This is a genomic window from Caballeronia sp. LZ065 (assembly GCF_031450975.1).
GTDB lineage: Bacteria > Pseudomonadota > Gammaproteobacteria > Burkholderiales > Burkholderiaceae > Caballeronia.
Window position 1 is genome coordinate 690,761 of sequence record NZ_JARUXV010000004.1, and the last position, 24,688, is coordinate 715,448.

The following is a 24,688-nucleotide window of genomic DNA, read 5'->3' on the forward strand; positions in this document are numbered from 1 at the left end:
GGAGAAGGCGCCGCGCGCGGCGGCGCCCGGTTCATTTGACGTAAATCGTGATCTTTCTGGAATAAACCGGCGGGTTATGCGGTATGTGCTTGTCGTCGCCCATCAGGAGCTGGAGCGTGTGCTTGCCCGGCGGAAGCTCGATCAAGGTTTCGGTTTCTCCGGCGCCGTAGTGCAGATGATTGCGGTCCGATGGAATCTCCTGATCCATCGGCGGCAAGTCCACATCGATCAACAAATGATGATGTCCCGTATTCGGAAACTTGACGCCGCGCGGCGCGACGCCCATGAAGCGCAAGCCGAACCAGACCTTGAACGGTTTGCCCGCCGGCACGGTCTGGCCGTCGTTCGGATAGCCGATGTACGCGTACGCATTGGCCGGCGCGGGCGTCGGCCCGGCCAGTGCGACCGTGGACGCGGCGAGCGCGGTCGCGGTGACAAGCGTGGCCGCCAGCAACAGAGCGGGCGCGCGAGCGGATCGTTTCTTCATGTCGTATGCCCTCGGCAAGTGTCACGCCTTCACGGTGATGGTGATCTTCTTCGAGTACACGGGCGGGTCGTGCGGAACGTGGTTGTAGTCGCCCATCAGAAGTTGCAGCGTGTGCTTGCCGGGCGGAAGTTCGAGACGCGCATCGGTTTCGCCGGCGCCGTAGTGCAGATGATTGCGGTCCGATGGAATCTCCTGGTCGAGCGGCGGCAGGTCGGTATCGACCAGCAAGTGATGATGACCGACGTTCGGCATGTCGATGCCCTTCGGACACACGCCCATGTTGCGCAAGCCCATTCGCACCCACAGCTTGCCGCCGCTGATCACTGCGCCGTCGGGCGGCCAGATGATGTAGGCCTCGGCGTTGGGCGGCGCGGGCGTGCGGGCACGCGCGGCGGGAAACGACGAATCGGCGACGAGTGCGGCAAGGGAAGCCAGGGCGCCCAGCACGGTTCTTCTCAGCATGTTATGCACGCCTCTCGGGTTGAAAGGGCATGGCGGTCAGCCAGGGAATCGCTTCCTGCACGAGCGTACGCACGGTACGCACAGGCTTGAAGCGCTCGACATCGTCTGCGGTTTTTTTAGATTAGGCCCTAACGTTTAAAAAAGATACGTGCGCACGCAGGGCCCCGAATGCCTCATTGCGGAGCCCTCCTTCAAGGGGATGAAGCATCGTATGACTAAGTGCTATCGTTGTTGTTGCTGCACTGGCACGGAAACGCGCTTCGCTTCACGTGACCGGCCCCGGGCGCGGACCTCGCCCATGCAGTCTTTGCGCAGAAGCGCGCACGCGGCGCTGCGCCCTACAACTCGAAGCCGGACGCACAGGGTGTGAATATGTGGCGAACTCTTTTCATCGCAAGCATGTTCGTAACGATCGGCGCCGCATTCGCGCCCGCACGCGCGGCGTCGTCCAGCGCATCCGCAGCACCGCTCGCGCCGCAGCGCGCCGCGCTCGTCATCGGCAATGCGGGCTATGACCGGCATCCGCTGCCCGGCGCCGCGCGCGATGCGGACGATATCGGAAAGGCACTCGCGTCGCTGGGCTTCGAGGTCACGCGCCGCGTCGATCTGAACGCCGGCGCCCTGCGGCGCGCCATCGACGATTTCGCCAGCCGGCTCGGTCCACGCGACACGGCGCTCGTGTACTTCGCGGGTCACGGTGTTCAGGTGGGCGGCGATGCGTTGCTCCTGCCGCTCGATGCGCCTGCGGGCGCGCCCGCTCAGCTCGTCGCCAAGGGCGTGGCGGCGCGGGAGATTGTCGAGCGCATGGCGCGCGCGCGACCCGGCGGCGCGAATGTCGTGGTGCTGGATATGTGTCTGTCCGAGCCGTTCGAAAAGACGGCGCCGGCGGCATGGCGCCTGCCTCCGCGCACGCTCGTCGCCTACGCGGCCGCGCCCGGCGAAGAGGCCGGCGAGAGTGGGCGCAATGGCCGTTATACGGCGGCGTTGCTGCATGCGTTCGGCGAGCGGAGCGTGGTGTCCGCCTCTACGTTCAACGGGGCGGCCGCACAGGTCGCGACGCTGACGCACCAGGCACAGCAACCATGGATCAGGTCTTCGCTGGAACAGGGCTTTGCGATCGGCGCGGTATCGGACAGCCTGCATGTTGCCGCCTCAACCGCCACTTATGCCGCCGATTCCGCCACGGATGAAACCGTTCGCACGCGCGGCATTCTTCCCAAGGACAGCAATGAGCAATACGAACTGGCGTTCTGGGACTCGATCAAGGACAGCACGTTCCCAAGCGACTACGAGGCCTACCTGAAGGCTTATCCGAACGGCCGTTTCGCGGCGCTCGCGAAGGCGCGCATCGAACGATTGCACGCGGCCGGAAGCGCGAAGCCAAGCGCACCGGCGCCTGCTGCACCGCCGACGGCGCCATCGGCCGCCACCGCCACACCCGCCGCGCCCGCGCCCAAACCCACGCCTGCCGCCCCCACGACGCCCACCACCGCCGCAGCCCCGGAAAAGCCGCGTCCGAGTGCATCGACGGCTGCGCCTGCGCCTTCCCCCGCGCCTGCTGCGACAGCCGCCGCTGCCGCCGCGTCAGCCCGTCCCGCCGCCAGGACTGCGGGCGGCGAAATCAAGGACTGTCCGGCCTGCCCCGCCCTGATCGCGATCACGCCCGGCAGCTTCACGATGGGCAGCAACAACGACGATCCCGCCGAGAAGCCGCCGCACAAGGTATCGATCGGGCATGCGTACGCGATCGGCAAGAACGAAGTGACGGTCGAGCAATGGAACGCCTGCGCCGATGCCGGCGCCTGCACGCGCATCGCACCGGAGGGCGAGCCGGGCGCCAATGCGCCGATGCGCAACGTCAGTTGGGATGATGCGCAGGTGTATGTCAAATGGCTGAGCAAGGTGGGCGGCAAGCCGTATCGCCTGCCGACCGAGGCCGAATGGGAATACGCCGCGCGCGGCGGCACGCAGACGGTCTATTGGTGGGGCGATCAGATGAAGAAAGGCAACGCCGACTGTAAGGATTGCGGCGAGCCGTACCGCGCCGATGCGCCGACGCCGGTCGGATCGTTCGCGGCGAATCCCTACGGGCTGCATGACATGAACGGCAGCGTGTGGGAGTGGGTGGCCGATTGCTGGCACGGCTCCTACAAGAGCGCTCCCGCCGATGGCCGCGCGTGGGACGAGCCCTCCTGCTCGGTGCGCGTGATCCGCGGCGGATCGTGGCGGGAAGGTGCGAGCTACATGCAGTCCGCAACGCGCTTCAAGTACAGCGCGAGCGTGCGGCAATCGCAGAACGGTTTTCGGGTCGCGCGCGAGATGGAATGAGCGGCGTTCCTCGGTCCCATCCTGACGATGATCCGCTGCGGCGGGTCCCGCTCGATCTTGCGAAGCGATTGCTGCCTGAGCCGGCCGCTGCCCTGGAACGGTGAAGTCAATGAATGCGCCGGGAATCGACGCTTCAGACCGAGGCTCTCTGTACTTCGGATGCACGGTCGAGTCCACGCTCGATCTCGACGGAAATCACGACACGCGGCTTCTAGTCCTCGAACATCGGCGCGCCCTCCGCACGTGACTGCTGAAGGCATGCGCAAGGTCATCCACGTTCGACATGCGCCGGTTGTACCCGACATTCCTCTGCGCGGCATTCTGGACGCCGGCCGGCGTGCCGAACCGCAGCACGCTCGTCTCGTTTTCCGTCAGCGAACCGTTTCTGCGACCACGATCTCGTCGAGGTCGTGTCCCTCTGCGCGGCGCGCGCCGGCGCGGACAGACACAGGCGAGCACACCGGTTCGCAGCAGAAAAAGAATCGAGCGGGCCCTATCCGAGTTCGGCTCGCGGTGCAAAGCATCGAAGGTTCAGGACACAGCCGTGCCTGAAACTTGCCATCAGACGGACTCCACGTTCGCCGAAAACGGACGATTTATATCACGTTGAGATATACTTTCGAATTCGACGCACGCTCGCTCTCGCACCTTCCGCCGGCCAGACAGTGTGTAACCCACTGACTGACTTTTCCGGAATGCCCGACCCGTGTCGCGATCCGCTTTACTCCGCTGGCTGCATGCTTTCCTTCCCGCTCCCGTCACGCTGCGCTGGAGCGAACGTCTGCGCGGCGGTCTGGGCGCGCTGATCGGCATTGCGCTGACGGGCGGCATCGGCCATCTGCTGACGAACGGCGCCGCCACCATTCCCTATCTGATCGCACCAATGGGCGCCTCGGCCGTGCTGCTGTTCGCGGTGCCGGCGAGCCCGCTGGCGCAACCGTGGTCGATCATCGGCGGCAATCTGGTGTCGGCGACGGTCGGCGTGAGCTGTGCGCTGCTGATCCACGATCCCGTCGATGCCGCTGCCCTCGCCGTCGCGCTCGCCGTCTGCGCCATGTTCGCGCTGCGCTGCGTGCATCCGCCGTCGGGCGCGGTCGCGCTGACGGCCGTACTCGGCGGGCCGTCCGTTCACGCGCTCGGCTACGGCTTCGTGTTCGCGCCGGTAGCGCTCCAGTCGGCGGCGCTGCTGGGCGCGGCCATCGTGTTTCATGCGCTGACGGGTCATCGCTATCCGCACGGTCATGCCGCGCCGAAACCCACCGCTGCGCCGCAGGACGCCGCATCGTTCACGCGCGCGGATCTGCATGCCGTGCTGGCGCGCCGCAGCGAACTGCTCGACGTCGATCCGGACGATCTGGAAACCCTGCTGCGCGAAACCCAGCTTCAGGCCTATGCGCGCCGTTTCACGGAGTTCCGGTGCGCGGACATCATGTCGCGCACGGTCGTTTCAGTGACGCCGCAGACGAGCGCACTCGAGGCGCTCGCGCTGCTCGGACGCCATCGCGTGAAGGCGCTGCCGGTGATCGATGCCGCGCGCCGCATCTGCGGCATCGTCACGCGCGCGGACCTCGCGCCCGTGCGGCGCGGTGGAACCCTGCACGACGTGCGCACCGCGCTGGCGCGGGCCGTGCGCGGACCTTCGGCGGAGGCGCTGCGCGTCGCCGCCCTGATGACGACCGAGGTCCGCACCGTGACCTCGGACACCGCCATCGCCGAACTGGTGCCGATGTTTGCGCACTTCGGCCATCACCATATTCCAGTGGTCGATGCGCACGGCCGGCTCGCCGGCATGATTACCGAAGCCGACCTGATCGCCGGTCTCTACCAGCAGTCGTTCACGGCCGAGCGCAAGCAGGCCTGACACACCTCATTTTTTCCCAACCGTTTCCATGACCCGATCACGCACGCTCGCCAAACCGGACTTCGAACAACTGTCCGAATTTCGTTATCAGATGCGGCGCTTCGAGCGCTTCTCCGAACACGCCGCGCAGGACGAAGGCATCACGCCGTTGCAGTACCTGCTGCTGCTGCACATCAAGGGCTATCCGGGCCGCGCCTGGGCGACGGTCGGCGAACTCGCCGAACGGCTGCAGTCGCACCATCACGGCGTGGTCGCCCTGGTCACGCGCTGCGAGACGGCCGGGCTCGTGCGACGCGCGCCAAGCGACACGGACCGTCGCCAGGTGCAGGTACATCTGGAGGCGCGCGGTGAAGAGGTACTGGCGCGTCTCGCCGCGCTGCACCGCGCGGAGCTGAAGTCGCTGCAGGGCGCGTTCCGCGTGCCGCAAATCGATCTTTGATTCATCAGGACATCGGGAGCTCATCTCATGGACCAGCATAAACGCGACTTCTCCGTCAACGACCGCCTGCTCACCATCTGCGGACTGGCCGCCGTCATCGGCGCAATCAGCACGCTCGCGGCGGTCGTGCTGCTCGGGCTGATTCATCTGTTCACCAACCTGTTTTTCTTCGGCACGTTCTCGGTGGCGGAACATTCGCCGGCGCTCAACACGCTCGGTCCCTGGGTCATCGGGATTCCGGTGATCGGCGGGCTGATCGTCGGGCTGATGGCGCGCTTCGGCTCGGAGAAGATCCGCGGCCATGGCATTCCCGAAGCCATCGAGGCGATCCTGTTCGGCAAGAGCCGCATGTCGCCGAAAGTCGCGATTCTCAAGCCGCTGTCGTCGGGCATCGTGATCGGCAGCGGCGGGCCGTTCGGCGCCGAAGGCCCGATCATCATGACCGGCGGCGCGCTCGGCTCGTTGATCGCGCAGTGCATCGACGTGACCGCCGCCGAGCGCAAGACGCTGCTGGTCGCGGGCGCAGCCGCCGGCATGACCGCCGTGTTCGGCACGCCGGTCGCGGCGGTGCTGCTCGCAGTCGAGCTGCTGTTGTTCGAATGGCGCCCGCGCAGCTTCCTGCCAGTGGCGCTCGCGTGCGCGGTCGCGGGTTTCGCGCGCGCCGCGGTGTTCGGCACCGGCGCGCTGTTTCCGCTGGAGACCGCGCCGCCGCAGATGATGTCGCTGCTCTCCTGTCTCGTCGCGGGCCTGCTGTCGGGCGCGCTGGCTTCGGGCTTATCGGCGTCCCTGTACAAGCTCGAAGACCTGTTCCACAAGCTGCCCGTGCACTGGATGTGGTGGCCCGCGCTCGGTGCGGTGTTCGTCGGCATCGGCGGCTATATCGAGCCGCGCGCGCTCGGCGTCGGCTATGACGTGATCGGCGACCTGCTGCATCAGCACATCGCCATCCAGGTGGCGCTCTCCATCCTCGCGGTGAAGGCCATCATCTGGGTCATCGCGCTCGCGTCGGGCACGTCGGGCGGCGTGCTCGCGCCGCTGCTGATGCTCGGCGCCGGCCTTGGCACCGCGCTCGGCGCTGTCCTGCCCGGACACGACGCGGCGCTCTGGCCGCTGGTGTGCATGGCCGCGACGCTCGGCGCCACGCTGGGCGCGCCGCTGACTGCCATCGTGTTCGCCTTCGGCCTCACGCACGACGCCAATGCGCTGCTGCCGCTGCTCGCGGCCACGCTGGTCGCGCACGGGTTCGCCACCGTCGTCATGAAGCGCTCGATCATGACCGAGAAGATTGCCCGGCGCGGCTATCACATCTATCGCGAATATGGCGTGGACCCGCTGGAGCGGCATCACGTCGAGGAAGTGATGACGCGCGATGCCCAGACCATCGACGCCGGCATGCCGCTCGCCGACGTCCTCGCGAAACACTTCGGCGCGCAGCAGATGCACCGGGCGTATCCGGTGCTGCGCGACGGCGCGCTCGCCGGCATGCTCGACCGGGCGCTGCTGGGCACGTTGATCGGCGCTTCGTCGGTGCAGGAGGCGGGCGTCAGCGTCGGCGAGGCATTGCGCCGCGCCGGCCATGCCGCGCCGGTTTTCGCGCTGCCGGGCGAACCGTGCCGTCTCGCGGCCACGCGTCTTGCCGTTCACGAGCTGGAACGTCTGCCGGTGGTCGCGGACGCGGCTTCGTTGCGGCTCGTTGGCATCGTCGCGCGCAGCGATCTCGTGAAACCGGCGCGCGCGCACTTCGACGAGGAACATCGGCGCGAACGGTTCAGGGGCTTCCGACGCGCGCCTGCATTGCGGAAACACTGAGGCGGCGAGGAACTTTCTCGGGGGTTGGCGTTTCCGAAAGCAGTCGTCCACGCTATCGCAGGAGCATAGGAAATGGCCGCTTTGCTGTGGGCTTTGCCGTGTTCTCCGTCGTGCGCCATGCCGCGCGCTTCCTCATGCACTTTATCGTCGGCTTTTCCACGCCCCATCCCGGCGCGCGTGCTGCCGTCATGACCACGCGCCGCGCCTTTCTCCGCTGGACAGCCGCCGCGGCGCTCACGGCGCAGGCCGGACGCGCCACTCAAGCCGCCGGGACGCTACTCATGCTCAAGCGTCCGATTCCCTCGACAGGCGAGCCACTGCCGATAGTCGGCTGCGGCACCTGGCGCACCTTCGACGCCGGCACGGACACCGCCCGCCGCCGCGAACTCGCCGACGTACTGAACGCCCTGTTCACGGCAGACGGCTCCGTGATCGATTCCTCGCCGATGTACGGCTCCTCCGAAGAGGTCGCCGGCGCGTTGCTGGCCGAAGCGCACACGCGCGAGCGCGCCTTCATCGCGACCAAGGTGTGGACCGAAGGCCACGCGGCAGGCATCGCGCAGATGGAGCAGTCGTTGCGCTACTGGCAGACGGATCGCATCGATCTGATGCAGATCCACAACCTGCTCGACTGGCGCACGCAGCTCGCGACGCTGCGCGAATGGAAGGCCGCCGGCAAGGTGCGCTACGTGGGCGTCACGCATTACACCGCCAGCGCGTTTCCGCAGATGGAAGCGGTGCTGCGCTCGGAGCGGGTGGACTTCGTGCAGATCAACTACGCCGCCAACGATCGCGACGCCGAAGCACGCCTGCTGCCGCTGGCAGCGGAACGCGGCGTCGCGGTGATCGTGAACCAGCCGTTCGGCGGGGGCTCGCTGCTGGCCAGTCTGCGCGGCCGGCCGCTGCCGGACTTCGCGCGCGAACTCGGCTGCGCTTCCTGGGCACAGCTTCTGCTCAAATTCGTACTGGGCAACCCCGCCGTGACCTGCGTGATTCCCGGCACCGGCAAGCGTGAATACATGATCGACAACGCGCGCGCGGGCAGCGGCGACTTTCCGGACGCGGCGATGAGACAGCGCATCGCCGCCGCCGTCGCCGTCGCATAAGGAGCCGACCATGAGCGATCTCTACGACCTGCAACGTTTCGTCGATGCCCAGTCGGGCATCATCGAGGACGTTCGCGCCGAGCTTGCCGCCGGCCGCAAGCGCACGCACTGGATGTGGTTCGTGTTCCCGCAGATCGAAGGGCTGGGCCACAGCGCAATGGCGCAGCGCTACGCCATCTCGTCGCGCGACGAAGCCCGCGCGTACCTCGCGCATCCGGCGCTGGGCGCGCGCCTCGTCGAACTGACACGCTTGGTGAACGGTGTGAAGGGACGCGGCGTCGAGGCTATCTTCGGCCATCCGGACGACCTGAAATTCCATTCGTCGATGACCCTGTTCGCCCGCACCGCCGACGATCCCGCCGTCTTCGACGAAGCGCTGCGCCGCTATTTCGAAGGTCGCGCGGACGAGGCGACGCTCGCGCGCCTGTAGCGCCTCCCGAGACAGGCACAGCCGTTGCGCGAACGCAGGCATCCTCATCCGAACGGAGCCTGTGTCATGAGCCATGCCTTCAAGGTCAAGGACCACGTCAGCTGGAACACCCCGCAGGGCGAAACGACGGGGCACGTCGTGCGCGTCATCACCGAGCGCACTCATCTCGACGGCCACACCGTCAACGCGTCGTCCGACGATCCGCATTTCGAGGTCGAAAGCGACAAGAGCGGCAAGCGGGCCGTTCACAAGGGCGATGCGCTCAAGCGCCTGTCGCACTGACCCACCCTCCCGCCGCTGCCGCTGCCGCCGCTGCCGCAGCACGCTCGCACTAATGCAGTGCGCGCGGCGCGGGCGGACACCGTTTCTGCAGAAACCACGAGAAACGTTCAAACTTCCCTCGCGCTGCAAGCTTGAATCGCGCATTTCCCATTGAACCGGTTGGCCCAACCCTTTGAGGATCCGAAGAATGAAAGCGAAACTCGTGGCACTGCTCGTTGCATCGTCGGCGCTTGGCCTGACTTCCACAGCATCGTTTGCCCAGGTCGCCGGCGCTCAGCCGCTCGGCGTATCGGTCGAGGTCTCGACGGCCATCATCAATGGCTGGAGCGTCAAGAAGTCCATCCTCAACAAGCCCGTCGTCAACGACCAGGGCCAGCGCGTCGGCGTGATCCACGACATCATCGTCGCGCCGGACAAGTCGGTGTCGTTCGTCATCATCGCGGCGAACCAGTTCCTCGGCGTGTCCCGTCACGACGTTGCCATTCCGGTCGATCAACTCGACGTCAAGGACGGCAAGCTGGTGCTCGCGGGCGCGACCAAGGACGCCATCAAGGCGCTTCCCGAGTTCCAGTACAACAAGGTGAAGGCCACGGCGCAGCCGCGCGCCGACTACGAACATCACTGATCCAGCCTCTGCGTCACGAACGGGGCGGCCTCGTGCCGCCCTTTTTTTCCAGCCAACGGAGCCCGCCGATGTTCAACGCCCTCATGCTCGAAAAACAGGACGACCGCACGCTTGCTGCCGTCGAGTCGATCGACGAATCCCGGCTTGCCGCATCCGGCGAAGGCGACGTGCTGGTGCGCATCGAGTACTCCACGCTCAATTACAAGGACGCGCTCGCGATCACCGGCCGGGGCCCGGTCGTGCGCACCTGGCCGATGGTGCCGGGCATTGACTTCGCGGGCGTCGTGGAGACGAGTTCGCATCCGGACTATCAGCCCGGCGACGCGGTTGTCATGAATGGCTGGGGCGCGGGCGAAACCCATTGGGGCGGACTCGCGCAAAAGGCGCGCGTGCCGGGCGCACATCTGATCGCCCTGCCCGCCGGCATCACAGCGCGCCAGGCGATGGCCGTCGGCACCGCGGGTTACACCGCCATGCTGTGCGTGCAGGCGCTGGAACGGCACGGCGTGAGCCCCGCCGACGGCGACGTGCTCGTGACGGGCGCGAACGGCGGCGTCGGCAGTTTTGCGGTCGCGATCCTGGCGCGGCGCGGCTATCGCGTGATGGCCTCGACGGGACGGCCCGAGGAAGCCGCGCGGCTGCGTGAACTGGGCGCGGCGGACATCGTCGAGCGAGGCACGCTGTCCGCGCCGGGCAAGCCCTTGCAGAAGGAGCGCTGGGCGGCGGCGGTGGATTGCGTCGGCAGCCATACGCTCGCCAATGTCTGCGCAAGCCTGCGCTATGGCGGCGCGGTGGCGGCGTGCGGCCTCGCGCAAGGCATGGATCTGCCGGCGTCGGTCGCGCCGTTCATCCTGCGCGGCGTGGCGCTGCTGGGCGTGGACAGCGTCTATGTGCCGCGCGAGCGGCGGGTCGCCGCGTGGCGGGCCATCGAGGAAGACGTGCCGGTGGCGACCATGGAAAGCGTCGCGGCGACGATCGCGCTGGGTGATGCACCCGATCACGCCGCCCGGCTGCTGCGCGGTGAAGTGGCCGGGCGCGTGATCGTCGACGTCAACGCTTGAGGTGCGGTGTGAGGCGCTTTAAAAGGTGCTCCAGCCGTCGGCGCTGACCGCCGGACGGGTGCTCGTCACCGGCGCGACGGTCCGGGCGGGCTTGACGGCCGGCGCCCGCACCGCGTGCGTTGCGCGCACCGCCTGAGAGGCGTGCGACGGCGCGCCGCCTTCCACCGCAAAGAACGCCACGGCTTGGTTGAGCCGGCGTCCCTGCTCCTCCAGCGAAGTCGCGGCGGCGGCGGCTTCCTCAACCAGCGCGGCGTTCTGCTGCGTGACTTCGTCCATCTGGGTGATGGCCTGGTTGACCTGCTCGATGCCGCGCCCCTGTTCCGCCGAAGCCGCCGCGATCTCCTGCATGATGTCCGTCACGCGCGCGACCGCCTGCGTGACTTCGGCCATCGTCGTGCCCGCTTCACCCGCGAGTTCGGAGCCGTTGCGCACCTTGTCGACGGAAGCGGCGATCAGGTCCTTGATCTCCTTCGCCGCGCTCGACGAACGCTGTGCCAGGCTGCGCACTTCGCTCGCCACGACCGCGAAGCCGCGACCCTGCTCGCCGGCGCGCGCCGCTTCGACCGCCGCGTTGAGCGCGAGAATATTGGTCTGGAACGCGATCCCCTCGATGATCCCGGTGATCTCCGCGATCTTGTCCGAGCTGTCGCTGATGCCGTTCATCGTCGCCACGACGCGGCCCACCACGTCGCTGCCCTTCATCGCGATCTGCGACGCGTTCGACGCCAGCGAACTGGCTTGCTGGGCGTTGTCGGCGTTCTGACGGACCGTCGACGTGAGCTGTTCCATGCTGGCCGCGGTTTCCTGCAGCGACGCAGCCTGTTCCTCCGTGCGCTGGCTCAGGTCGGTATTGCCCGTCGCGAGCTCCTTCGCCGCGTTGCCCACGGCGCCGCTGCTTTCGCGCACCTGGTTGACGGTCTCGGTCAGACGGGCATTCATCTCGGCGAGCGCGCGCAGCAGGTCGCCGGTTTCGTCCTTCGCGTCGGCGACGATGCGGCTCGTCAGATCGCCGCGCGCGACCGTCTGCGCAATGTCGACCGCCGTACCGATCGGCCGCGTGATCGAACGGATGATGGCGATGCCCGCGATCCCCGCGAACAGCGACGCCGCCGCGCACAGCGCAATCAGCACGTTGCGCTGGAGCACATAGTTGGCGTCGTAGTCGCGCACGATCTCCTGACGGCGCGCGATGGTGTAGCTCGCGTAGTCGTCGGTGGCCTTGACGAGCTGGGCGAGCAGCGGACGGCACTGGTCGTCCATCTTTACGATCGCGTCCTCGTGCTTGCCCGCCAATGCCAGGCCGACGATATCCGTCGCCACCGGCCCGTACAGCGTCTCCACGCGCACCATCTCGGCGACCAGGCTGCGGGCCTGCTCACTCGTGTCGGCGGCGCCGGCGATCATGTCGCGCAATTGCTTGAGCCGCGCCTGCACGTCTTCATGCGCGCGCGTGACGGCTTCCTTCTCGATCTCGATGTCGGCGGGTTTCGTCACCAGCACCAGATTGCGGGCGGCGATGGCGCGGCGGTCGACGGCGGTGCGGACCTGCGCGGCGACATCGGCGCGGGCGTTGATGCCGTTCACGTAGTGCGAGAAGCCGTCGGTCGCCACCGACAGCGCCCGCAGCGACATGCCGGCCACCAGCACGACCAGCACGGCCAGGATGCCGAATCCGGCGATCAATTTGTTTTTGATCGTGATGTTCTTGAGGTTCATGGTTTGGGTTCTCTCAGGGTCCGTTTGTTGGGACTGTCGGCGTCATTGGGTTCGGATCGCGCGGTCTGAAAGGCGCGGTGAACGTTTGCCCTCATGCGGGGCGCGGCGCTCTAGGTACTGATTACGGCCTGCAGGCTTCGCTCTTAAGATCAGACAAGTAAATAAGTCTGGACTTTGTCTACCTCGGCGGAGGCAGCAAATCGGCGATACTGAGCAGCCGCGCCTGTCCGTCGAACATGTCCAATAACGAGCTATGTCCGATTTACTCGACTTCCGTACGCCTGAATTTGAAGCAGCGCTTGCCGCGCTTCCACCGACGCCTGCCTCAAACCTCGCCGCCGACGAGTCTTACTGGACCGCCGTGCGCGGCCTGTACCGGCAATCGGATGAACTGATCAACCTGGAGAACGGCTTCTGGGGCGCCATGGCCGAACCGGTCAGGCAGATGTTCGAGCACTGGACCGAACGCGTGAACCGCGAGACGACGCTGCTGATCCGGCGGCACTACACGCCGCTGCTGGACGGCCTGCGTACCCGGGTCGCGGCCGCGATGGGCTGCGCGCCCGAGGAGATCGAGCTGACGCGCAACGCCACCGAAGCACTGCTGGCGCTCATCAGCGGCTATAACCGCCTCGCGCCCGGCGACACCGTGCTGTACAGCGATCTCGATTACCCCTGCGGCAAGGACGCGATGGAATGGCTGCGCGAGCGGCGCGGCGTGACGCCGGTGCGTCTCGTCATACCCGAGCCCGCCACGCGCGAAGCAGTTCTGGACGCGTACTCGCAGGCGCTGCGCGCGCATCCACGCACGCGCCTTGTGCTGCTCTCGCATGTGTGCTTTGCAACGGGACTGGTGCTTCCGGTGGCCGAGTTGTCGGCGATGGCGGAACGCGCGGGCGCGGATGTGATCGTCGATGCCGCGCATTCATGGGGCCAGCTGGACTTCGACGTTCCCGCGCTCGACGCGCCCTTTGCCGCGCTGAACCTGCACAAGTGGATCGGCGCGCCGCTGGGTTGCGGGGCCATTTATGTGCGGCGCGGTCGCGTGACTTCGATCGATCCGTATCTCGGCGATCGCAGCTGGCCCGCCGACGACATTCGCGCGCGCGTCCACACCGGCTCGCCCAACTTCGCCGCGTGGTTCACGGTGCCGGCGGCGCTGGAGCTGCACCAGCGGATCGGCGCGCAAGCGAAGGAAGCGCGGGTGCGCGCGCTGCGCGATGCCTGGGCCGAACCGGCGCGGGAGATCGACGGCGTGCAGATCCTGACACCGGGGGATCCGTCGATGAGCGCGGGCATCACCGCGTTCCGGCTGCGCGGCCACGCTGGCAAGGCGGCCTGCGATGCGCTCGTGGCCGCGCTGAGCGAGCGCTTCGGCGTGTTCACGGTGACGCGTCCGGGGCCCGAGGCGGGCGAAGTCGTGCGGGTGACGCCGGCCGTGTTTTCGCGCATGGAGGATGCAGCGCGTCTGCTCGACGGTATCAGGACGCTCGCGCGCGGGGCTTGAAGCACGCGCCCGCGCGTTCAGCCCGCGACCGGCCGCGCATCCAGCCGTTCGATCAGCGCTTGCAGCGCTTCCGAACACGGCGCTTCCACTTTCAGCGCGAGCAACGCGTCCGCGCGCGTCTTGCCGAGATTGATCGCCGCGATCGGCTTGCCGCTTTTCGCGGCCCATTCGCAGAAGCGATAGCCGGAATAGACCATCAGCGACGAGCCGACGACCAGCATCGCATCGGCGCCTTCGAGCGAGCGCGCCGCGTCCTCGACAAGCGGACGCGGCACGCTTTCGCCGAAGAACACCACATCCGGCTTCAGCATGCCGCCGCAGCGCGTGCAGCCGGGCACCTCGAAGGCGGCGAAGTCGAGATCCTCGATGTGCGCATCGCCATCGGGCACGGCGGGCGCCGTATGGCCCACGAACGCCGGGTTCAACGTCTCGAGCAGGCGCTGCACGGCCGCGCGCGTGTGCGGCTCGCCGCAGGCCATGCAGCGCACGCGCCCGATGTTGCCATGCAGTTCGATCACGTCCGGATTGCCGGCGCGCGTATGCAGGCCATCGACGTTCTGCGTCACCAGCCGATGCACCCGCGAACGCGCCGCAAGCGCCCGCACCGCATGATGCGCGGCATTGGGGCGAGCCTGCTCCACCATCGGCCAGCCGATCAGACTGCGCGCCCAGTAGCGTCGGCGCGCATGATCGGAATCGAGAAAGTCCTTGAGCAGGATGGGCGAGCGGCCGGTGCGCTGGCCTTCGCGGTCGCGGTAACAAGGAATGCCGGACTCGGTGCTGATGCCCGCGCCCGACAGCACGAACAGCCGCGGATGCCGTTCGACAAATTCATGAAGCTGCTGCACGTGTCGTCCTTTCGACGCGCGTGGGGGACGCGTCCGTATCGATCGATAGAGTCAAAATATACGGGCAAACGAGCCGCGCCGCTGGCCTTACCAATTTTACGATTGGTAAATTGGCTTGACCAAATGAGTGGCCGTCGCTAGATTGTCGGCACCCCACTCCAACGACACATCGAGACCATCCGCATGCTGACCGTCATCTGCGAAACGCCCGGAACCCTCAAGGCCGAACAGCGCGACAAGCCGCAACGCGGCGCCAACGAAGTCCTGCTGCGCGTGAAGCGCGTCGGCGTGTGCGGCACCGACCTGCACATCTTCACCGGCAATCAGCCCTATCTCTCCTATCCGCGCGTGATGGGCCACGAACTGTCCGGCGTGATCGAGGAAGCGGATCCTGCCAGCGGGCTCGCCGCCGGCGACACCGTCTACGTGATGCCCTATCTCTCCTGCGGCAAGTGCATTGCCTGCCGTCAGGGCAAGACCAATTGCTGCGTGAACATCCAGGTGCTCGGCGTGCATCGCGACGGCGCCTTCACCGAATACCTGAACCTGCCCGCGCAATTCGTCCACAAGGCGGAAGGCGTCACGCTCGATCAGGCCGCGATGGTCGAATTCCTCGCGATCGGCGCGCATGCGGTGCGCCGCGCCGATGTCCAGCCGGGCCAGCGCGTGCTGGTGGTCGGCACGGGGCCGATCGGCATGGCGGCGCTCACCTTCGCGCGGCTGCGCGGCGCCAACGTCACCGCGCTCGATACGCGCGCGGACCGCCTCGCGTTCTGCAAGCGCGAGCTGAAAGTGGACGCCACCGTGCAGATCGGCGAGAAGGACAAGGACGAATTGTCGACGCTCACGAACGGCGAATTCTTCGATGTCGTGTTCGATGCCACCGGCAACCCGCGCGCGATGGAACGCGGCTTCGAATTCATCGCGCATGGCGGCAAGTACGTGCTGGTGTCGATCGTGCCGGACCGGCTCTCGTTCGCCGATCCTGAGTTTCACAAGCGCGAGGCGACGCTGCTCTCGAGCCGCAACGCGACACCGGAAGACTTCGAAACCGTGATCGCCGCGATGCGCCGCGGCGACGTGCCCACTGACGCGCTCAACACGCACCGGCTGGCGCTGCACGACGTGCCCGAACGCTTTTCTTCGCTGCTCGATCCCCAGGCGGGCGTGGTGAAGGCGATCGTCGAGTGTTGAGCGGTCGTCGTGCAGTGCTGCGCACAGGGTGAGGCGGGACTGATTGGCTGAGCGGATGCCCGGCATTCGCGCAGCAACAGACGACAGCGGCGCGCGCGAGCCTGGTCGCGGATTGCAGGCCAGTACCGCCGCCTACTGCTTTTTTCGTCTGAATTCCCACCCTCGCTCCTGGGCCAACCGTCTCATTGAAAATAAAAGTCTACCGAGGTGTTGGCTGTCCCGTTGTTGTTGACCACGGTATTCAATCCGGAGGGAGTGGATAACGCGCCATTGGAATAGATCGACCAGGTGACGGGTTGATTCACATTGCTTCCGTCTTTAAGATATTTGATGTTTCCCATTCTCGCATAATCCTGCGGGGGGAAATCTGTCTGAGAGTCCGTGTAAGCTTCCCATTCTTCTATCAATGTATCGGCCGGACTGGCGAATGTCGCCGTATAGTCAAGTTCAGAATGTCCGGCAAATGATATTGTGTAGGTGTATCCAGCTGAAGTAGCAGACTGCAGCGTCATGACACCCGTCAACTGATCGCCTGCCTTGACCGGCTCGGCGCCTCCGTAGTAATAGGTATCATTGATTGCCACCCAGTTGCGTATCTGCCAGCCAGCGACACCATTATTCCATTCGAGAACGGGCTGCATGAATGTGGTGCGATCAGATGAAAGCAGACCATTCCACAGGAACAGGGTTTTGTTGGCTTGAGCCGGGTCTTTCGGGACAACCCAGTCTGTCGAAAACGAGGCGATAACGTCGGTTGATGGAACATTGTACTCAGTCAGATATCCGGCGCCGGAAATGCTCGTGGTTGATCTTTGAACCGGGGCCTTCTTACTGGTTGAGGCCGGCAAATTGCCCATGCGTTCGACAATATTTCCATTCTTGTCAGTCTTGACAACCGTGTCTCCGTCACGGCTTAGATTCTCGCCAGCCTTGAGCGCGAATACCTTGGATGTCGGCTGCATACCGAATGGAGTTGCCACGAGACTCTCTGTGGTTGATGCAATCTGAGGAGCAGCCGCTGGTGACGAAATTCCGCCACTGTCACCGCCGCATGCAGCGAGCATCGAAACAGGAAATGTAAAAAAATAATAAAGGCCAGCTTTGGCGAAACGATTGGATTTCATAGAGTTGAATGAGTAACTTTATCTGGATGAATCTTTTTTGACTTCAGTTGGCATTTTTTCTCCTTACCCAGCAGACGCAAGGAATTTCGTTGCGATCCGGGGATGAGGGATTGATTTCAGCAATGCACGCTTTCTCCATCGCTGATGAAGAGTTGTTTCCAAACGGATGAAGGCAATTCAGGTGTCGCGCGGTCAGGATCCGGCTGAATACCGCACGCTCCTGCAAGACGGTCGAATCCGGCGCGGGTTGATTGTGACTTATGGATAGGGCGGGTGAGGAGGAGAAATCCCGAATGGCCAGTTTGGCTGAAACGAAACTGCGCTGGGTACGGCTGGTTGCCAGGAGCGTTTGAACAGCGCTGCTGTAAAACAATTCGCGCACGAAACGCATGGCGCCATTTACAACGGAATGACCCCGGTCAGGATGCCCCTGCAATGTGTTTCGTCGTCGGGATAATCCAGTAAGCGCCTGTTTCTTCGATCCGCGCGAATTCTGCCTGCGCCTGCGCAAACGAGGTCATCCGGTCGCTGGTCGTGGAAGCGGGCCCGGCGGACCGGGCACGCGGAGATCAGCGCACGATGTAGCCGCGGTTCTGCATGCAGTCGCTGTCGGCGCGCCAGTAACGGGTCATCGGCAGCTCGGGCGCCGGATGCGGCGGCAATGCCCGATGCCGGCAGCGCCGCCGGTCCTTCAGCGCGCCCGGACGCGAATTCGCGCCGCGCCGCATGCGCATCGACCTTCGTGGACCGGCTGAGGATTCACGACCCGCCGCCATCCCGATTTCGCCCTATGAACCGACCAGACGGCGCGGCGCGCCGCTGGCGCTTTGGGCGTTGAAAGTGTCGTTCGGCTCGCTTGCCCGTTCGATACCATGAGTCCGGCAACGCTTGCATCTCCCCCTCGGCCAACGCGGCGAAAGCGCCATCGAAGGCAAGCGCCAGCCCTCTTCGCGCTGACCCGGCGCGCGATACGCAACGATCATCCGGGACCGTCCACGTGAGGTTCGTATGCGCGCGCAGCAGCCGAATGACGAGTCCCGTTCGCCCGGTCACGATCCATCTCCGGCGCGCATGCGCCGCGCCCGCTGGCTCAGACGGTCACTGCAAGTGATCGTCGCGGTGGCCATCGCTGCATGCGGTGGAGGCGGAGGCGGTTCGGGCGACTCATCGACCGCGTCCAGTGGGTCGCCATCGAGCGGCGGGTCGGGGTCTGCGTCCGGAAGCGGCAGCGGCAGCGCTGGCAGTTCCGGGAGCGGCACCTCATCGGGCACCGGGACCAACTCCGGAAGCGGCACGGGTTCCGGCAGCAATACGGGAACCGGCGGTGGGATGACCACGGCGCGCTCGTCTCCCACCGATGTCCTCATGCATCACAACGACCTCTCCCGCAGCGGCCAGATGCTCGCGGAAACGAAGCTCACACTCGCGAACGTGAATGCATCGACGTTCGGCAAGCTGCGCATGCTGGCCACCGACGGACGCGTCGATGCCCAGCCGCTGCACGTGACGGGCCTGCCGATCGGCGGCGCGTCGCACAACGTGGTCTACGCGGCAACGGAGCACGGCAGCCTGTACGCGTTCGACGCCGACACCGGCGCGCAACTCTGGCAGATCCCCCTGCTGGGCGCGGGCGAAACGCCCACGACCACCGCCTGCCAGGATTTGTCGCCGGAGATCGGCATCACGTCGACACCGGTGATCGACCGCTCGCGCGGCCCGAGCGGCGTGCTGTACGCCGTCGCCATGAGTTCCGACGCCAACGGCCGCGCGCATCATCGCCTGCATGCGATCGACCTCGCGACCGGCGCCGAATTGTTCGGCGGCCCGCGCGAGATCGCGGCGACTTATCCCGGCGCCGGCAGCAACAGCGTGAACGGCGTGATCACCTTCGATCCCGCGCTGCATACCGAACGCGTCGCGCTCACGCTCGTCAACGGCAACGTCTACATGGGCTGGACCGCGCACTGCATGTCCGGCCCGTACACCGGCTGGGTCATGGCCTACAGCGCCGACACGCTCGCGCAGACCGGTGTCATCAACATCACCGCGAACGGCGCGCAGGGTTCGGTCTGGATGGCGGGCTCCGGCATGGCTTCCGACGGCACCTACGTGTACCTCATCGCCGGCAACGGCTCGTTCACGCCGACGCTGAACGCACAGGGCTTTCCCGTCGACGGCAATCTGGCCAACACGTTCATGAAGATGTCGCTGGCGCCGGATCTGAAGGTCGTCGATTACTTCGCGACGATGAACAACGTGCAGCAGGCAGGCAATGACGAGGACTTCGGTTCGGGCGGACCGCTGCTGCTGCCCGACCAGACGATGAGCGACGGCACCGTGAAGCGCCTGGCGGTTGGAGCGGGCAAGGACAACAAGATCTATGTCGTGGACCGCGACGCGATGGGCAAGTACAACCCCAATGCAAACGGCAACTGGCAGACGCTCGTCGGCACGCTTGCGGGGGGCATCTGGGGATCGTCGGCTTACTATAACGGCGTGGTCTACTACGGCGGACTCAATGACAGCCTGAAGGCGCTGCCCATCAGCAACGCAATGCTCGCGACCAGTGCGGCATCGCGCAGCGCAACCGCCTTTCCCTATCCCGGCACGACGCCCGCGATCTCGGCGAACGGCGCGGCGAACGGCATTGTGTGGGCCGCCGAAAACGGCGCGGTGGGTGCGCTGCACGCGTACGACGCGGCCAACCTCGGGCGCGAACTGTACAACAGCAATCAGGCGGGCGCGCGTGATCAATGGGGCGCCGGCAACAAGTTCATTACGCCGATGATCGCGAACGGCAAGGTCTTCGTCGGCACGACGACGGGTGTCGCGGTGTTCGGGCTGCTGCAATAGCGGGATTGTGCTTGTGCGCGTCCGGTGCAACGGACGCGCGCGAATATCGGCGTGTGAATCGCAGTGCGTGAACCCCGGCGCGTGAATCTCAGCGCATGGACCTCAACACGCAAACCTCAACGCACGAAATACCCGCGATTCTGCATGCAGTCGCTGTAGGCGCGCCAGTAGCGCACCATCGGCGGCTCGGGCGGAGGAAGGGGCGGCATCTTCATGTCGCCGCTGAGAATGGCGTCGGATGCGCCGGACGCGGTCGCAATGCCCGACGCCGGCAGCGCCGCCGATGCCCCCTGCGGCGCTGAAGCGGCATGCGCGCCTGAAGCGCCCGCCACCGTGACGGCGGACGCACCGGTCGCACCTGACGCCGCCACCGCCGACGACGCGGCGGAGGCCGCCAGCGCACCCGATGCGGCCGGCGGCAACGGCGGCTCGAGCGGACGCGGCGGCGAGAGCGGACGCGGTTCACGGGGCGCATCGCGCGGCGGCGTTTGCGCTTCGCGCGCCATGTTCACTTTGGTGTTCTGGTTGGCGTAGGCGTAGCAGGCGGCGGTATCGACCGATTGCTGCCACGAACTCTGACTACGGCCGGGCAAGGCCAGCGGTTGTTGCGCGGCAGCGGCGCCTGACGCTGCGAGCAAGGCGATTCCCGCGTAAGTGGAAAGTCTCATTTGGCTTGCGTTCCCCGATGCGGTGTTATTAGTCGTTGCAGACGGCTTGCCGCCGGCCGGTCCGGGCGCGCACGCACCGGCATCCGGACGGCGCGCGTCTGCGCCGGGCCTGCTGCCAAGGATACCGCGCAAGCAAAACCGTCCACGCCAGAAGCACCGGCTTCATCCGCCATTTTTCAGACAAGGCGCGGGGCGACGAACGTCGACAGGCAGCGCCAGGCCTCAGAACTTCATGCCGATGCCCACGCCGAGCACCCACGGATCGATCTTCAGCGAACCGAGGTCCGCGCCGTCCGCCGACGCGCTCGTACGCATCCAGATCTTCTTCAGGTCCGCATTGACGAAGAGGTTCTTCGCGACCTGCACGTCGACGCCCACCTGCAACGCCGGACCGAAACTGCTGTGCTTGATCGACACGGGCGTCGCGCCGGCCTTCAGCTTGTCGTTGTAGAAGTAGCTGTAGTTCACGCCCGCGCCCACATACGGACGCACGCGGCCCGCGTGATTGAAGTGATACTGCAGCAACAAGGTGGGCGGCAGGACGCCCACTCCGCCCAGCCCGCCCACGTTCGACGTCACCTGATGCCGCGACGTTGCCAGGATCAGCTCCACGCCGATCTGGTCACGGATCATGTAGGTGAAGTCGAGTTCGGGAACGATCGCGTTGTTCACGCCGGCGTCGAGCGTGCCCAGCGCGCCGCCCGCCTTCACCTCCGGCTGGATGCTGATCGTGCGCAGCCGCACGAGCAGGTCGCCCGCATGAAGTCCGCCGCTCGGCACGTTGGCCGGTGTGTCATCGCCGGCGCGTGCTGGCATTGAAAACAGCATGACGCAAGACAGTGCGATCACGCCCGCAACCACCCCTGATGCCTTTCTCATTTTCGTTATCCCGCGTTGAAAATGAGGATTTTCCCGAGGGATGAGACCCGCGCCCTTGACCGCCATCAAGCAAAAGGCAGGTCCCGAGATTTGCGCGAGCGATGCTTGCGCATCGACAAGCAAACGGCACGGATCGTGTTGTGCGGGCAGGTCCGCGTCTTGCTGAATTCGAGGAAAGTGCAGAACAAAGGGAGGTGCAGATGAAACCCACACGCAACGCACTCGGACGCATGGCGGGGATTCTGCTGGGCGGTACGCTGGCTGTGGTCGCGAATGCCCAGCAGCCGAACAAGCTTCAATACGACAGCACGCCTGCTTACCAGGAGCACAACACGACGCCGCCCGCGGCCGCCGCCGCGAACGCCAGCGACGCGCTGAAGACGCGGCCCGGCAAGACATCGGCGGGCAAGGCGGAATCGGCGAAACGTCCCAATGGACTCGGTTTCGATGCCGGCTCCAGCACCATGGGCAAAAAGCAATAGGACAGCGGCGTTACTGCGGTGTCAGGACTCGTTGCGCCAGGGCCAGGTGGCGTAGCGCGAAGGCTCCGGCGTTGCGGCTTCATGCGCCGGCGCAGCGCTGTGCGCCTCGTCCGGCAAATCCTCGCCGAACCATGGCACGTCCTTGCGACGCTCCTGCATGTAGGCGTTCCAGCCCTCCGTGCGCCCGGCGAACAGATCGTGCTTCACCGTATTCGCGAGCAACGGCCGATTGAGCGTTTCGTCGAGCAATGCCTTCGGCCAGACAAAGAACGCACCGGACGCGCGGCGGATGAATTCGCGCGGCGCCATGCCGGGATCGATGAAGCCGAGTAGCGTGAAGCCGGCCAGCGCGTCGTTGCCTTTCAGCGCATCGCCGATGCTTGCGTATTCCTCGGCGCATTGGCTCACGCAGAACATCGCCTCCAGTACGTCGCCCAGATGCAGCAGCAACGCGCGGCGTTCGTAGGGATCCTGCGTGGCGGTTTCGTGTTTCGTCATTCGCTGTTCCGATATGTCGAGGGTGGATGTCGCGGCCTGCGCTGCACGTGCCGTGCCCGCCTTTCCGGCCGCGCCGCGTTCACCTGAATTCTAGCGAACCCTTGGTGACACGTCGGCGAGCCGCGCGGATCATTTCGCGAAGCGTGCCCGAAAGCTCGCCCGATAATCGTTCGGCGACACACCCAGCCGCCGCGCGAACACCAGCCGCATGCGATCCGCCGTGCCGAAGCCGCATTCATACGCGACCGTCTTGAGCGGTGTGTCGCTGCTTTCGAGCGCATTGCGCGCGGCATCGACACGTGCGCGCTCGACGAACTCATGCGGCGTCATCTGCGCGAGCTGCACGAAGGCGCGCGCGAAGTTGCGCTCGCTCATGCCGGCCACGCTCGCGAGTTGCGCCACTGAAAGCCGCGCGCCGATGTGTTCCATCACATACGCCTGCACCTTCGCGACGGGCGAGGTGTCGTCGGCGGGTGCGCTGAGGTACGGGCTGAACTGCGACTGCCCGCCGCGCCGCTGCGCGAACACCACGAGGCGTTTGGCCACCGCGAGCGCCACCTGCGGACCGTGATCCTCCGCGACCAGCGCAAGCGCCACGTCGATGCCCGCCGTCACGCCCGCCGATGTGACGAGACGGCCATCGCGCATGTAGATGCGGTCCAGCTCCACCCGCGCGCGCGGAAACGCAGCCGCGAGCCGGCGTGCGTCCTGCCAGTGCGTGGTGACGTCGTGTTCGTCGAGCAGGCCCGCATGGCCCAGCGCGAACGCGCCGGTGCAGATGGAGCCGTAGCGTTCGCTGTGTACGGCGACCTCGGTCAGCCAGCGTGTCAGCGCGGGAATCGGCGGCTCTGTCGGCAGTGCGGGACCACCCGCGACGAGCGCCGTGCCGTAGCGTTGGCCGGCGGCGTCGAAGGCGACATCAGCCAGCAGACGCGTACCGTTCGATGCCCGCACGACGCCCTCCTCCGGACCGACCAGCGTGATCGCGTAGCCCTCCGTGCCCGGCACGAAGCCGTTGGCTTCGGCGAAGACATCGAGCGGACCGGCTACATCGAGCGCCTGCACGCCCGGGAAGATGGCTATCGCAACGGTATGCATCGGCTAAGAGTCCGTGAGACGCGCGTGGCAGAAGACAGCGTGCGCTTGGCAGGCTTCGGCGCATCGTTTCGATTGAGACCGACGCGCGTTTTGCCGAGACTGATGACTGTCGCAACACACTGATCCAGCCCGGCGGCGACTGCTGCGATTCTAGCAATGCAAGGCTTCATGTTCCTCACGTTTCGACTGTCTCGCCTGTTTCGATCTGCCGCCGCGTCAACTTTCAAGGAGTCTCTGTCATGAACGAAATCATCGCAGGCATCAACATCCCGGATAGCCGCCTCGCGCGTGAAGCCACGCAACTCGTGCGCGACACCGAGCCCGACCTGCTCTATCACCACTCGCGCCGCGTGTTCCTGTTCGGCGCGTTGACCGGCGAACGCAAGCAGCTCAAGTACGACGCGGAGTTGCTCTACATCGGCGCAATGTTCCACGATATGGGCCTCACGCCGGCCTACAGCAGCCCGCATGATCGCTTTGAAGTCGATGGCGCGAATGCGGCGCGCGCGTTCCTGCATCAGCACGGCATCGGTGAGAACGATATCGAGCAGGTGTGGGACGCGATCGCGCTGCACACCACGCCGGGCATTCCGCAGCACAAGAAGCCGGTGGTCGCGTTGGTCACGGCGGGCGTCGAAATGGACGTGCTCGGGCTCGCCTACGACCAGTTCACCGACGATCAGCGGCGCCTCGTGGTGGCCGCTCATCCGCGCGAGGTGAACTTCAAGGAAGGCATCATCGATGCCTTCACGCAGGGCACGATCAACAAGCCGGAATCGACCTTCGGCAACGTCAAGGCCGATGTGCTCGCGCTCAAGGACCCGAACTACCGGCGGCTGAACTTCTGCAGCATCATTCTCGGCTCGGCATGGAACGACCAGCCGCACGATCACGCGAGTTGCCGCAACCCGGCGCACGCGCACGGCTGAGC

The 24,688-nt window shown here is 65.9% G+C and carries 25 protein-coding genes; 14 read left to right on the forward strand and 11 right to left on the reverse strand.

The window, feature by feature from the left end; genetic code table 11:
- Nucleotides 1–31: 31 nt before the first annotated feature.
- Both QCE63_RS29655 and QCE63_RS29660 read right to left on the reverse strand, forming a co-directional pair.
- Nucleotides 32–487 carry a DUF4399 domain-containing protein gene (locus QCE63_RS29655; protein ID WP_309838095.1) on the reverse strand — a complete coding sequence of 152 codons (456 nt, stop codon included), beginning with the start codon at nt 485–487 and terminating at the stop codon, nt 32–34.
- Nucleotides 488–508: 21 nt separating this feature from the next.
- Nucleotides 509–949, reverse strand: coding sequence for a DUF4399 domain-containing protein (locus tag QCE63_RS29660; protein ID WP_309820281.1), 441 nt, complete (start codon nt 947–949; stop codon nt 509–511).
- A gap of 372 nt (nt 950–1,321) precedes the next feature.
- Here QCE63_RS29660 and QCE63_RS29665 point away from each other — a divergent pair, with 372 nt between their 5' ends.
- The 9 genes from QCE63_RS29665 to QCE63_RS29705 all read left to right on the forward strand — a co-directional run bounded on the left by QCE63_RS29665 (nt 1,322) and on the right by QCE63_RS29705 (nt 10,890).
- Nucleotides 1,322–3,277 (forward strand): SUMF1/EgtB/PvdO family nonheme iron enzyme, encoded by a 1,956-nt coding sequence (locus QCE63_RS29665; protein ID WP_309838096.1) that lies wholly within the window; start codon nt 1,322–1,324, stop codon nt 3,275–3,277.
- A 706-nt stretch (nt 3,278–3,983) separates the two neighbouring features.
- Nucleotides 3,984–5,138: an HPP family protein gene (locus tag QCE63_RS29670; protein WP_309838097.1), complete on the forward strand. Its 1,155-nt coding sequence runs from the start codon at nt 3,984–3,986 to the stop codon at nt 5,136–5,138.
- 28 nt (nt 5,139–5,166) lie between these two features.
- A complete protein-coding gene (locus QCE63_RS29675) occupies nt 5,167–5,577 on the forward strand; it encodes a MarR family transcriptional regulator (protein WP_309838098.1) in 411 nt (136 codons plus the stop codon).
- A gap of 27 nt (nt 5,578–5,604) precedes the next feature.
- Nucleotides 5,605–7,386, forward strand: a complete 1,782-nt coding sequence (locus tag QCE63_RS29680) for a chloride channel protein (protein WP_309838099.1) — start codon at nt 5,605–5,607, stop codon at nt 7,384–7,386.
- A 188-nt stretch (nt 7,387–7,574) separates the two neighbouring features.
- A complete protein-coding gene (locus QCE63_RS29685) occupies nt 7,575–8,492 on the forward strand; it encodes an aldo/keto reductase (protein WP_309839323.1) in 918 nt (305 codons plus the stop codon).
- A gap of 10 nt (nt 8,493–8,502) precedes the next feature.
- Nucleotides 8,503–8,922 (forward strand): DUF1810 domain-containing protein, encoded by a 420-nt coding sequence (locus tag QCE63_RS29690; protein ID WP_309838100.1) that lies wholly within the window; start codon nt 8,503–8,505, stop codon nt 8,920–8,922.
- A gap of 66 nt (nt 8,923–8,988) precedes the next feature.
- A complete protein-coding gene (locus tag QCE63_RS29695; RefSeq protein ID WP_309838101.1) occupies nt 8,989–9,204 on the forward strand; it encodes a DUF2945 domain-containing protein in 216 nt (71 codons plus the stop codon).
- 187 nt (nt 9,205–9,391) lie between these two features.
- On the forward strand, nt 9,392–9,829 hold the full coding sequence (locus QCE63_RS29700; RefSeq protein ID WP_309838102.1) for a PRC-barrel domain-containing protein: 438 nt from the start codon (nt 9,392–9,394) through the stop codon (nt 9,827–9,829).
- A gap of 68 nt (nt 9,830–9,897) precedes the next feature.
- The gene (locus QCE63_RS29705) at nt 9,898–10,890 is read left to right on the forward strand and encodes an MDR family oxidoreductase (protein ID WP_309838103.1); all 993 of its coding nucleotides are present in this window, start codon (nt 9,898–9,900) and stop codon (nt 10,888–10,890) included.
- Between the two features lie 18 nt (nt 10,891–10,908).
- Here the strand turns inward: QCE63_RS29705 and QCE63_RS29710 are convergent, their stop codons facing one another.
- Nucleotides 10,909–12,606 (reverse strand): methyl-accepting chemotaxis protein, encoded by a 1,698-nt coding sequence (locus tag QCE63_RS29710; RefSeq protein WP_309838104.1) that lies wholly within the window; start codon nt 12,604–12,606, stop codon nt 10,909–10,911.
- Nucleotides 12,607–12,859: 253 nt separating this feature from the next.
- Between QCE63_RS29710 and QCE63_RS29715 the strand changes: the two genes are divergently transcribed.
- Entirely contained in the window at nt 12,860–14,113 is a 1,254-nt protein-coding gene (locus QCE63_RS29715) for an aminotransferase class V-fold PLP-dependent enzyme (protein ID WP_309838105.1), read from the forward strand.
- A gap of 17 nt (nt 14,114–14,130) precedes the next feature.
- On the opposite strand, the gene QCE63_RS29720 is transcribed toward QCE63_RS29715, so the two are convergent.
- Nucleotides 14,131–15,000, reverse strand: coding sequence for an NAD-dependent protein deacetylase (locus tag QCE63_RS29720; protein WP_404990231.1), 870 nt, complete (start codon nt 14,998–15,000; stop codon nt 14,131–14,133).
- Nucleotides 15,001–15,144: 144 nt separating this feature from the next.
- On the opposite strand from QCE63_RS29720, the gene QCE63_RS29725 reads away from it, so the two are divergent.
- Complete coding sequence (locus QCE63_RS29725; protein ID WP_309838107.1) at nt 15,145–16,155, forward strand: zinc-binding alcohol dehydrogenase family protein; 1,011 nt, start codon at nt 15,145–15,147, stop codon at nt 16,153–16,155.
- A gap of 182 nt (nt 16,156–16,337) precedes the next feature.
- On the opposite strand, the gene QCE63_RS29730 is transcribed toward QCE63_RS29725, so the two are convergent.
- The 3 genes from QCE63_RS29730 to QCE63_RS29740 all read right to left on the reverse strand — a co-directional run bounded on the left by QCE63_RS29730 (nt 16,338) and on the right by QCE63_RS29740 (nt 18,013).
- Complete coding sequence (locus QCE63_RS29730; protein ID WP_309838108.1) at nt 16,338–17,279, reverse strand: hypothetical protein; 942 nt, start codon at nt 17,277–17,279, stop codon at nt 16,338–16,340.
- A 43-nt stretch (nt 17,280–17,322) separates the two neighbouring features.
- Complete coding sequence (locus tag QCE63_RS29735; RefSeq protein WP_309838109.1) at nt 17,323–17,715, reverse strand: hypothetical protein; 393 nt, start codon at nt 17,713–17,715, stop codon at nt 17,323–17,325.
- A 133-nt stretch (nt 17,716–17,848) separates the two neighbouring features.
- Nucleotides 17,849–18,013 (reverse strand): hypothetical protein, encoded by a 165-nt coding sequence (locus QCE63_RS29740; RefSeq protein ID WP_309839392.1) that lies wholly within the window; start codon nt 18,011–18,013, stop codon nt 17,849–17,851.
- Nucleotides 18,014–18,350: 337 nt separating this feature from the next.
- Here QCE63_RS29740 and QCE63_RS29745 point away from each other — a divergent pair, with 337 nt between their 5' ends.
- Nucleotides 18,351–20,132, forward strand: a complete 1,782-nt coding sequence (locus QCE63_RS29745) for a PQQ-binding-like beta-propeller repeat protein (RefSeq protein ID WP_309839325.1) — start codon at nt 18,351–18,353, stop codon at nt 20,130–20,132.
- A 116-nt stretch (nt 20,133–20,248) separates the two neighbouring features.
- On the opposite strand, the gene QCE63_RS29750 is transcribed toward QCE63_RS29745, so the two are convergent.
- Both QCE63_RS29750 and QCE63_RS29755 read right to left on the reverse strand, forming a co-directional pair.
- Entirely contained in the window at nt 20,249–20,800 is a 552-nt protein-coding gene (locus QCE63_RS29750; protein WP_309838110.1) for a hypothetical protein, read from the reverse strand.
- 222 nt (nt 20,801–21,022) lie between these two features.
- Nucleotides 21,023–21,628: an OmpW/AlkL family protein gene (locus tag QCE63_RS29755; RefSeq protein WP_404990232.1), complete on the reverse strand. Its 606-nt coding sequence runs from the start codon at nt 21,626–21,628 to the stop codon at nt 21,023–21,025.
- Nucleotides 21,629–21,879: 251 nt separating this feature from the next.
- Here QCE63_RS29755 and QCE63_RS29760 point away from each other — a divergent pair, with 251 nt between their 5' ends.
- Complete coding sequence (locus QCE63_RS29760; protein ID WP_309838111.1) at nt 21,880–22,161, forward strand: hypothetical protein; 282 nt, start codon at nt 21,880–21,882, stop codon at nt 22,159–22,161.
- 21 nt (nt 22,162–22,182) lie between these two features.
- Here QCE63_RS29760 and QCE63_RS29765 read toward each other — a convergent pair whose 3' ends face one another.
- Together QCE63_RS29765 and QCE63_RS29770 are read right to left on the reverse strand one after the other, a co-directional pair.
- Nucleotides 22,183–22,659, reverse strand: a complete 477-nt coding sequence (locus QCE63_RS29765) for a hypothetical protein (protein ID WP_309838112.1) — start codon at nt 22,657–22,659, stop codon at nt 22,183–22,185.
- 129 nt (nt 22,660–22,788) lie between these two features.
- Nucleotides 22,789–23,757, reverse strand: a complete 969-nt coding sequence (locus tag QCE63_RS29770; protein WP_309838113.1) for a DJ-1/PfpI family protein — start codon at nt 23,755–23,757, stop codon at nt 22,789–22,791.
- A gap of 239 nt (nt 23,758–23,996) precedes the next feature.
- Between QCE63_RS29770 and QCE63_RS29775 the strand changes: the two genes are divergently transcribed.
- Nucleotides 23,997–24,686, forward strand: a complete 690-nt coding sequence (locus tag QCE63_RS29775) for an HD domain-containing protein (protein ID WP_309838114.1) — start codon at nt 23,997–23,999, stop codon at nt 24,684–24,686.
- Nucleotides 24,687–24,688 lie beyond the last annotated feature (2 nt).

What these genes read in the sequence shown, in the direction of transcription:
- QCE63_RS29655 (WP_309838095.1), bottom strand. Translation starts at nt 487, where the DNA reads ATGAAGAAACGATCCGCTCGCGCGCCCGCTCTGTTGCTGGCGGCCACG.
- QCE63_RS29660 (WP_309820281.1), bottom strand. Translation starts at nt 949, where the DNA reads ATGCTGAGAAGAACCGTGCTGGGCGCCCTGGCTTCCCTTGCCGCACTC.
- QCE63_RS29665 (WP_309838096.1), top strand. Translation starts at nt 1,322, where the DNA reads ATGTGGCGAACTCTTTTCATCGCAAGCATGTTCGTAACGATCGGCGCC.
- QCE63_RS29675 (WP_309838098.1), top strand. Translation starts at nt 5,167, where the DNA reads ATGACCCGATCACGCACGCTCGCCAAACCGGACTTCGAACAACTGTCC.
- QCE63_RS29680 (WP_309838099.1), top strand. Translation starts at nt 5,605, where the DNA reads ATGGACCAGCATAAACGCGACTTCTCCGTCAACGACCGCCTGCTCACC.
- QCE63_RS29685 (WP_309839323.1), top strand. Translation starts at nt 7,575, where the DNA reads ATGACCACGCGCCGCGCCTTTCTCCGCTGGACAGCCGCCGCGGCGCTC.
- QCE63_RS29690 (WP_309838100.1), top strand. Translation starts at nt 8,503, where the DNA reads ATGAGCGATCTCTACGACCTGCAACGTTTCGTCGATGCCCAGTCGGGC.
- QCE63_RS29695 (WP_309838101.1), top strand. Translation starts at nt 8,989, where the DNA reads ATGAGCCATGCCTTCAAGGTCAAGGACCACGTCAGCTGGAACACCCCG.
- QCE63_RS29700 (WP_309838102.1), top strand. Translation starts at nt 9,392, where the DNA reads ATGAAAGCGAAACTCGTGGCACTGCTCGTTGCATCGTCGGCGCTTGGC.
- QCE63_RS29705 (WP_309838103.1), top strand. Translation starts at nt 9,898, where the DNA reads ATGTTCAACGCCCTCATGCTCGAAAAACAGGACGACCGCACGCTTGCT.
- QCE63_RS29710 (WP_309838104.1), bottom strand. Translation starts at nt 12,606, where the DNA reads ATGAACCTCAAGAACATCACGATCAAAAACAAATTGATCGCCGGATTC.
- QCE63_RS29715 (WP_309838105.1), top strand. Translation starts at nt 12,860, where the DNA reads ATGTCCGATTTACTCGACTTCCGTACGCCTGAATTTGAAGCAGCGCTT.
- QCE63_RS29725 (WP_309838107.1), top strand. Translation starts at nt 15,145, where the DNA reads ATGCTGACCGTCATCTGCGAAACGCCCGGAACCCTCAAGGCCGAACAG.
- QCE63_RS29730 (WP_309838108.1), bottom strand. Translation starts at nt 17,279, where the DNA reads ATGAAATCCAATCGTTTCGCCAAAGCTGGCCTTTATTATTTTTTTACA.
- QCE63_RS29740 (WP_309839392.1), bottom strand. Translation starts at nt 18,013, where the DNA reads ATGCGCATGCGGCGCGGCGCGAATTCGCGTCCGGGCGCGCTGAAGGAC.
- QCE63_RS29745 (WP_309839325.1), top strand. Translation starts at nt 18,351, where the DNA reads ATGCGCCGCGCCCGCTGGCTCAGACGGTCACTGCAAGTGATCGTCGCG.
- QCE63_RS29750 (WP_309838110.1), bottom strand. Translation starts at nt 20,800, where the DNA reads ATGAGACTTTCCACTTACGCGGGAATCGCCTTGCTCGCAGCGTCAGGC.
- QCE63_RS29755 (WP_404990232.1), bottom strand. Translation starts at nt 21,628, where the DNA reads ATGCTGTTTTCAATGCCAGCACGCGCCGGCGATGACACACCGGCCAAC.
- QCE63_RS29760 (WP_309838111.1), top strand. Translation starts at nt 21,880, where the DNA reads ATGAAACCCACACGCAACGCACTCGGACGCATGGCGGGGATTCTGCTG.
- QCE63_RS29765 (WP_309838112.1), bottom strand. Translation starts at nt 22,659, where the DNA reads ATGACGAAACACGAAACCGCCACGCAGGATCCCTACGAACGCCGCGCG.
- QCE63_RS29770 (WP_309838113.1), bottom strand. Translation starts at nt 23,757, where the DNA reads ATGCATACCGTTGCGATAGCCATCTTCCCGGGCGTGCAGGCGCTCGAT.
- QCE63_RS29775 (WP_309838114.1), top strand. Translation starts at nt 23,997, where the DNA reads ATGAACGAAATCATCGCAGGCATCAACATCCCGGATAGCCGCCTCGCG.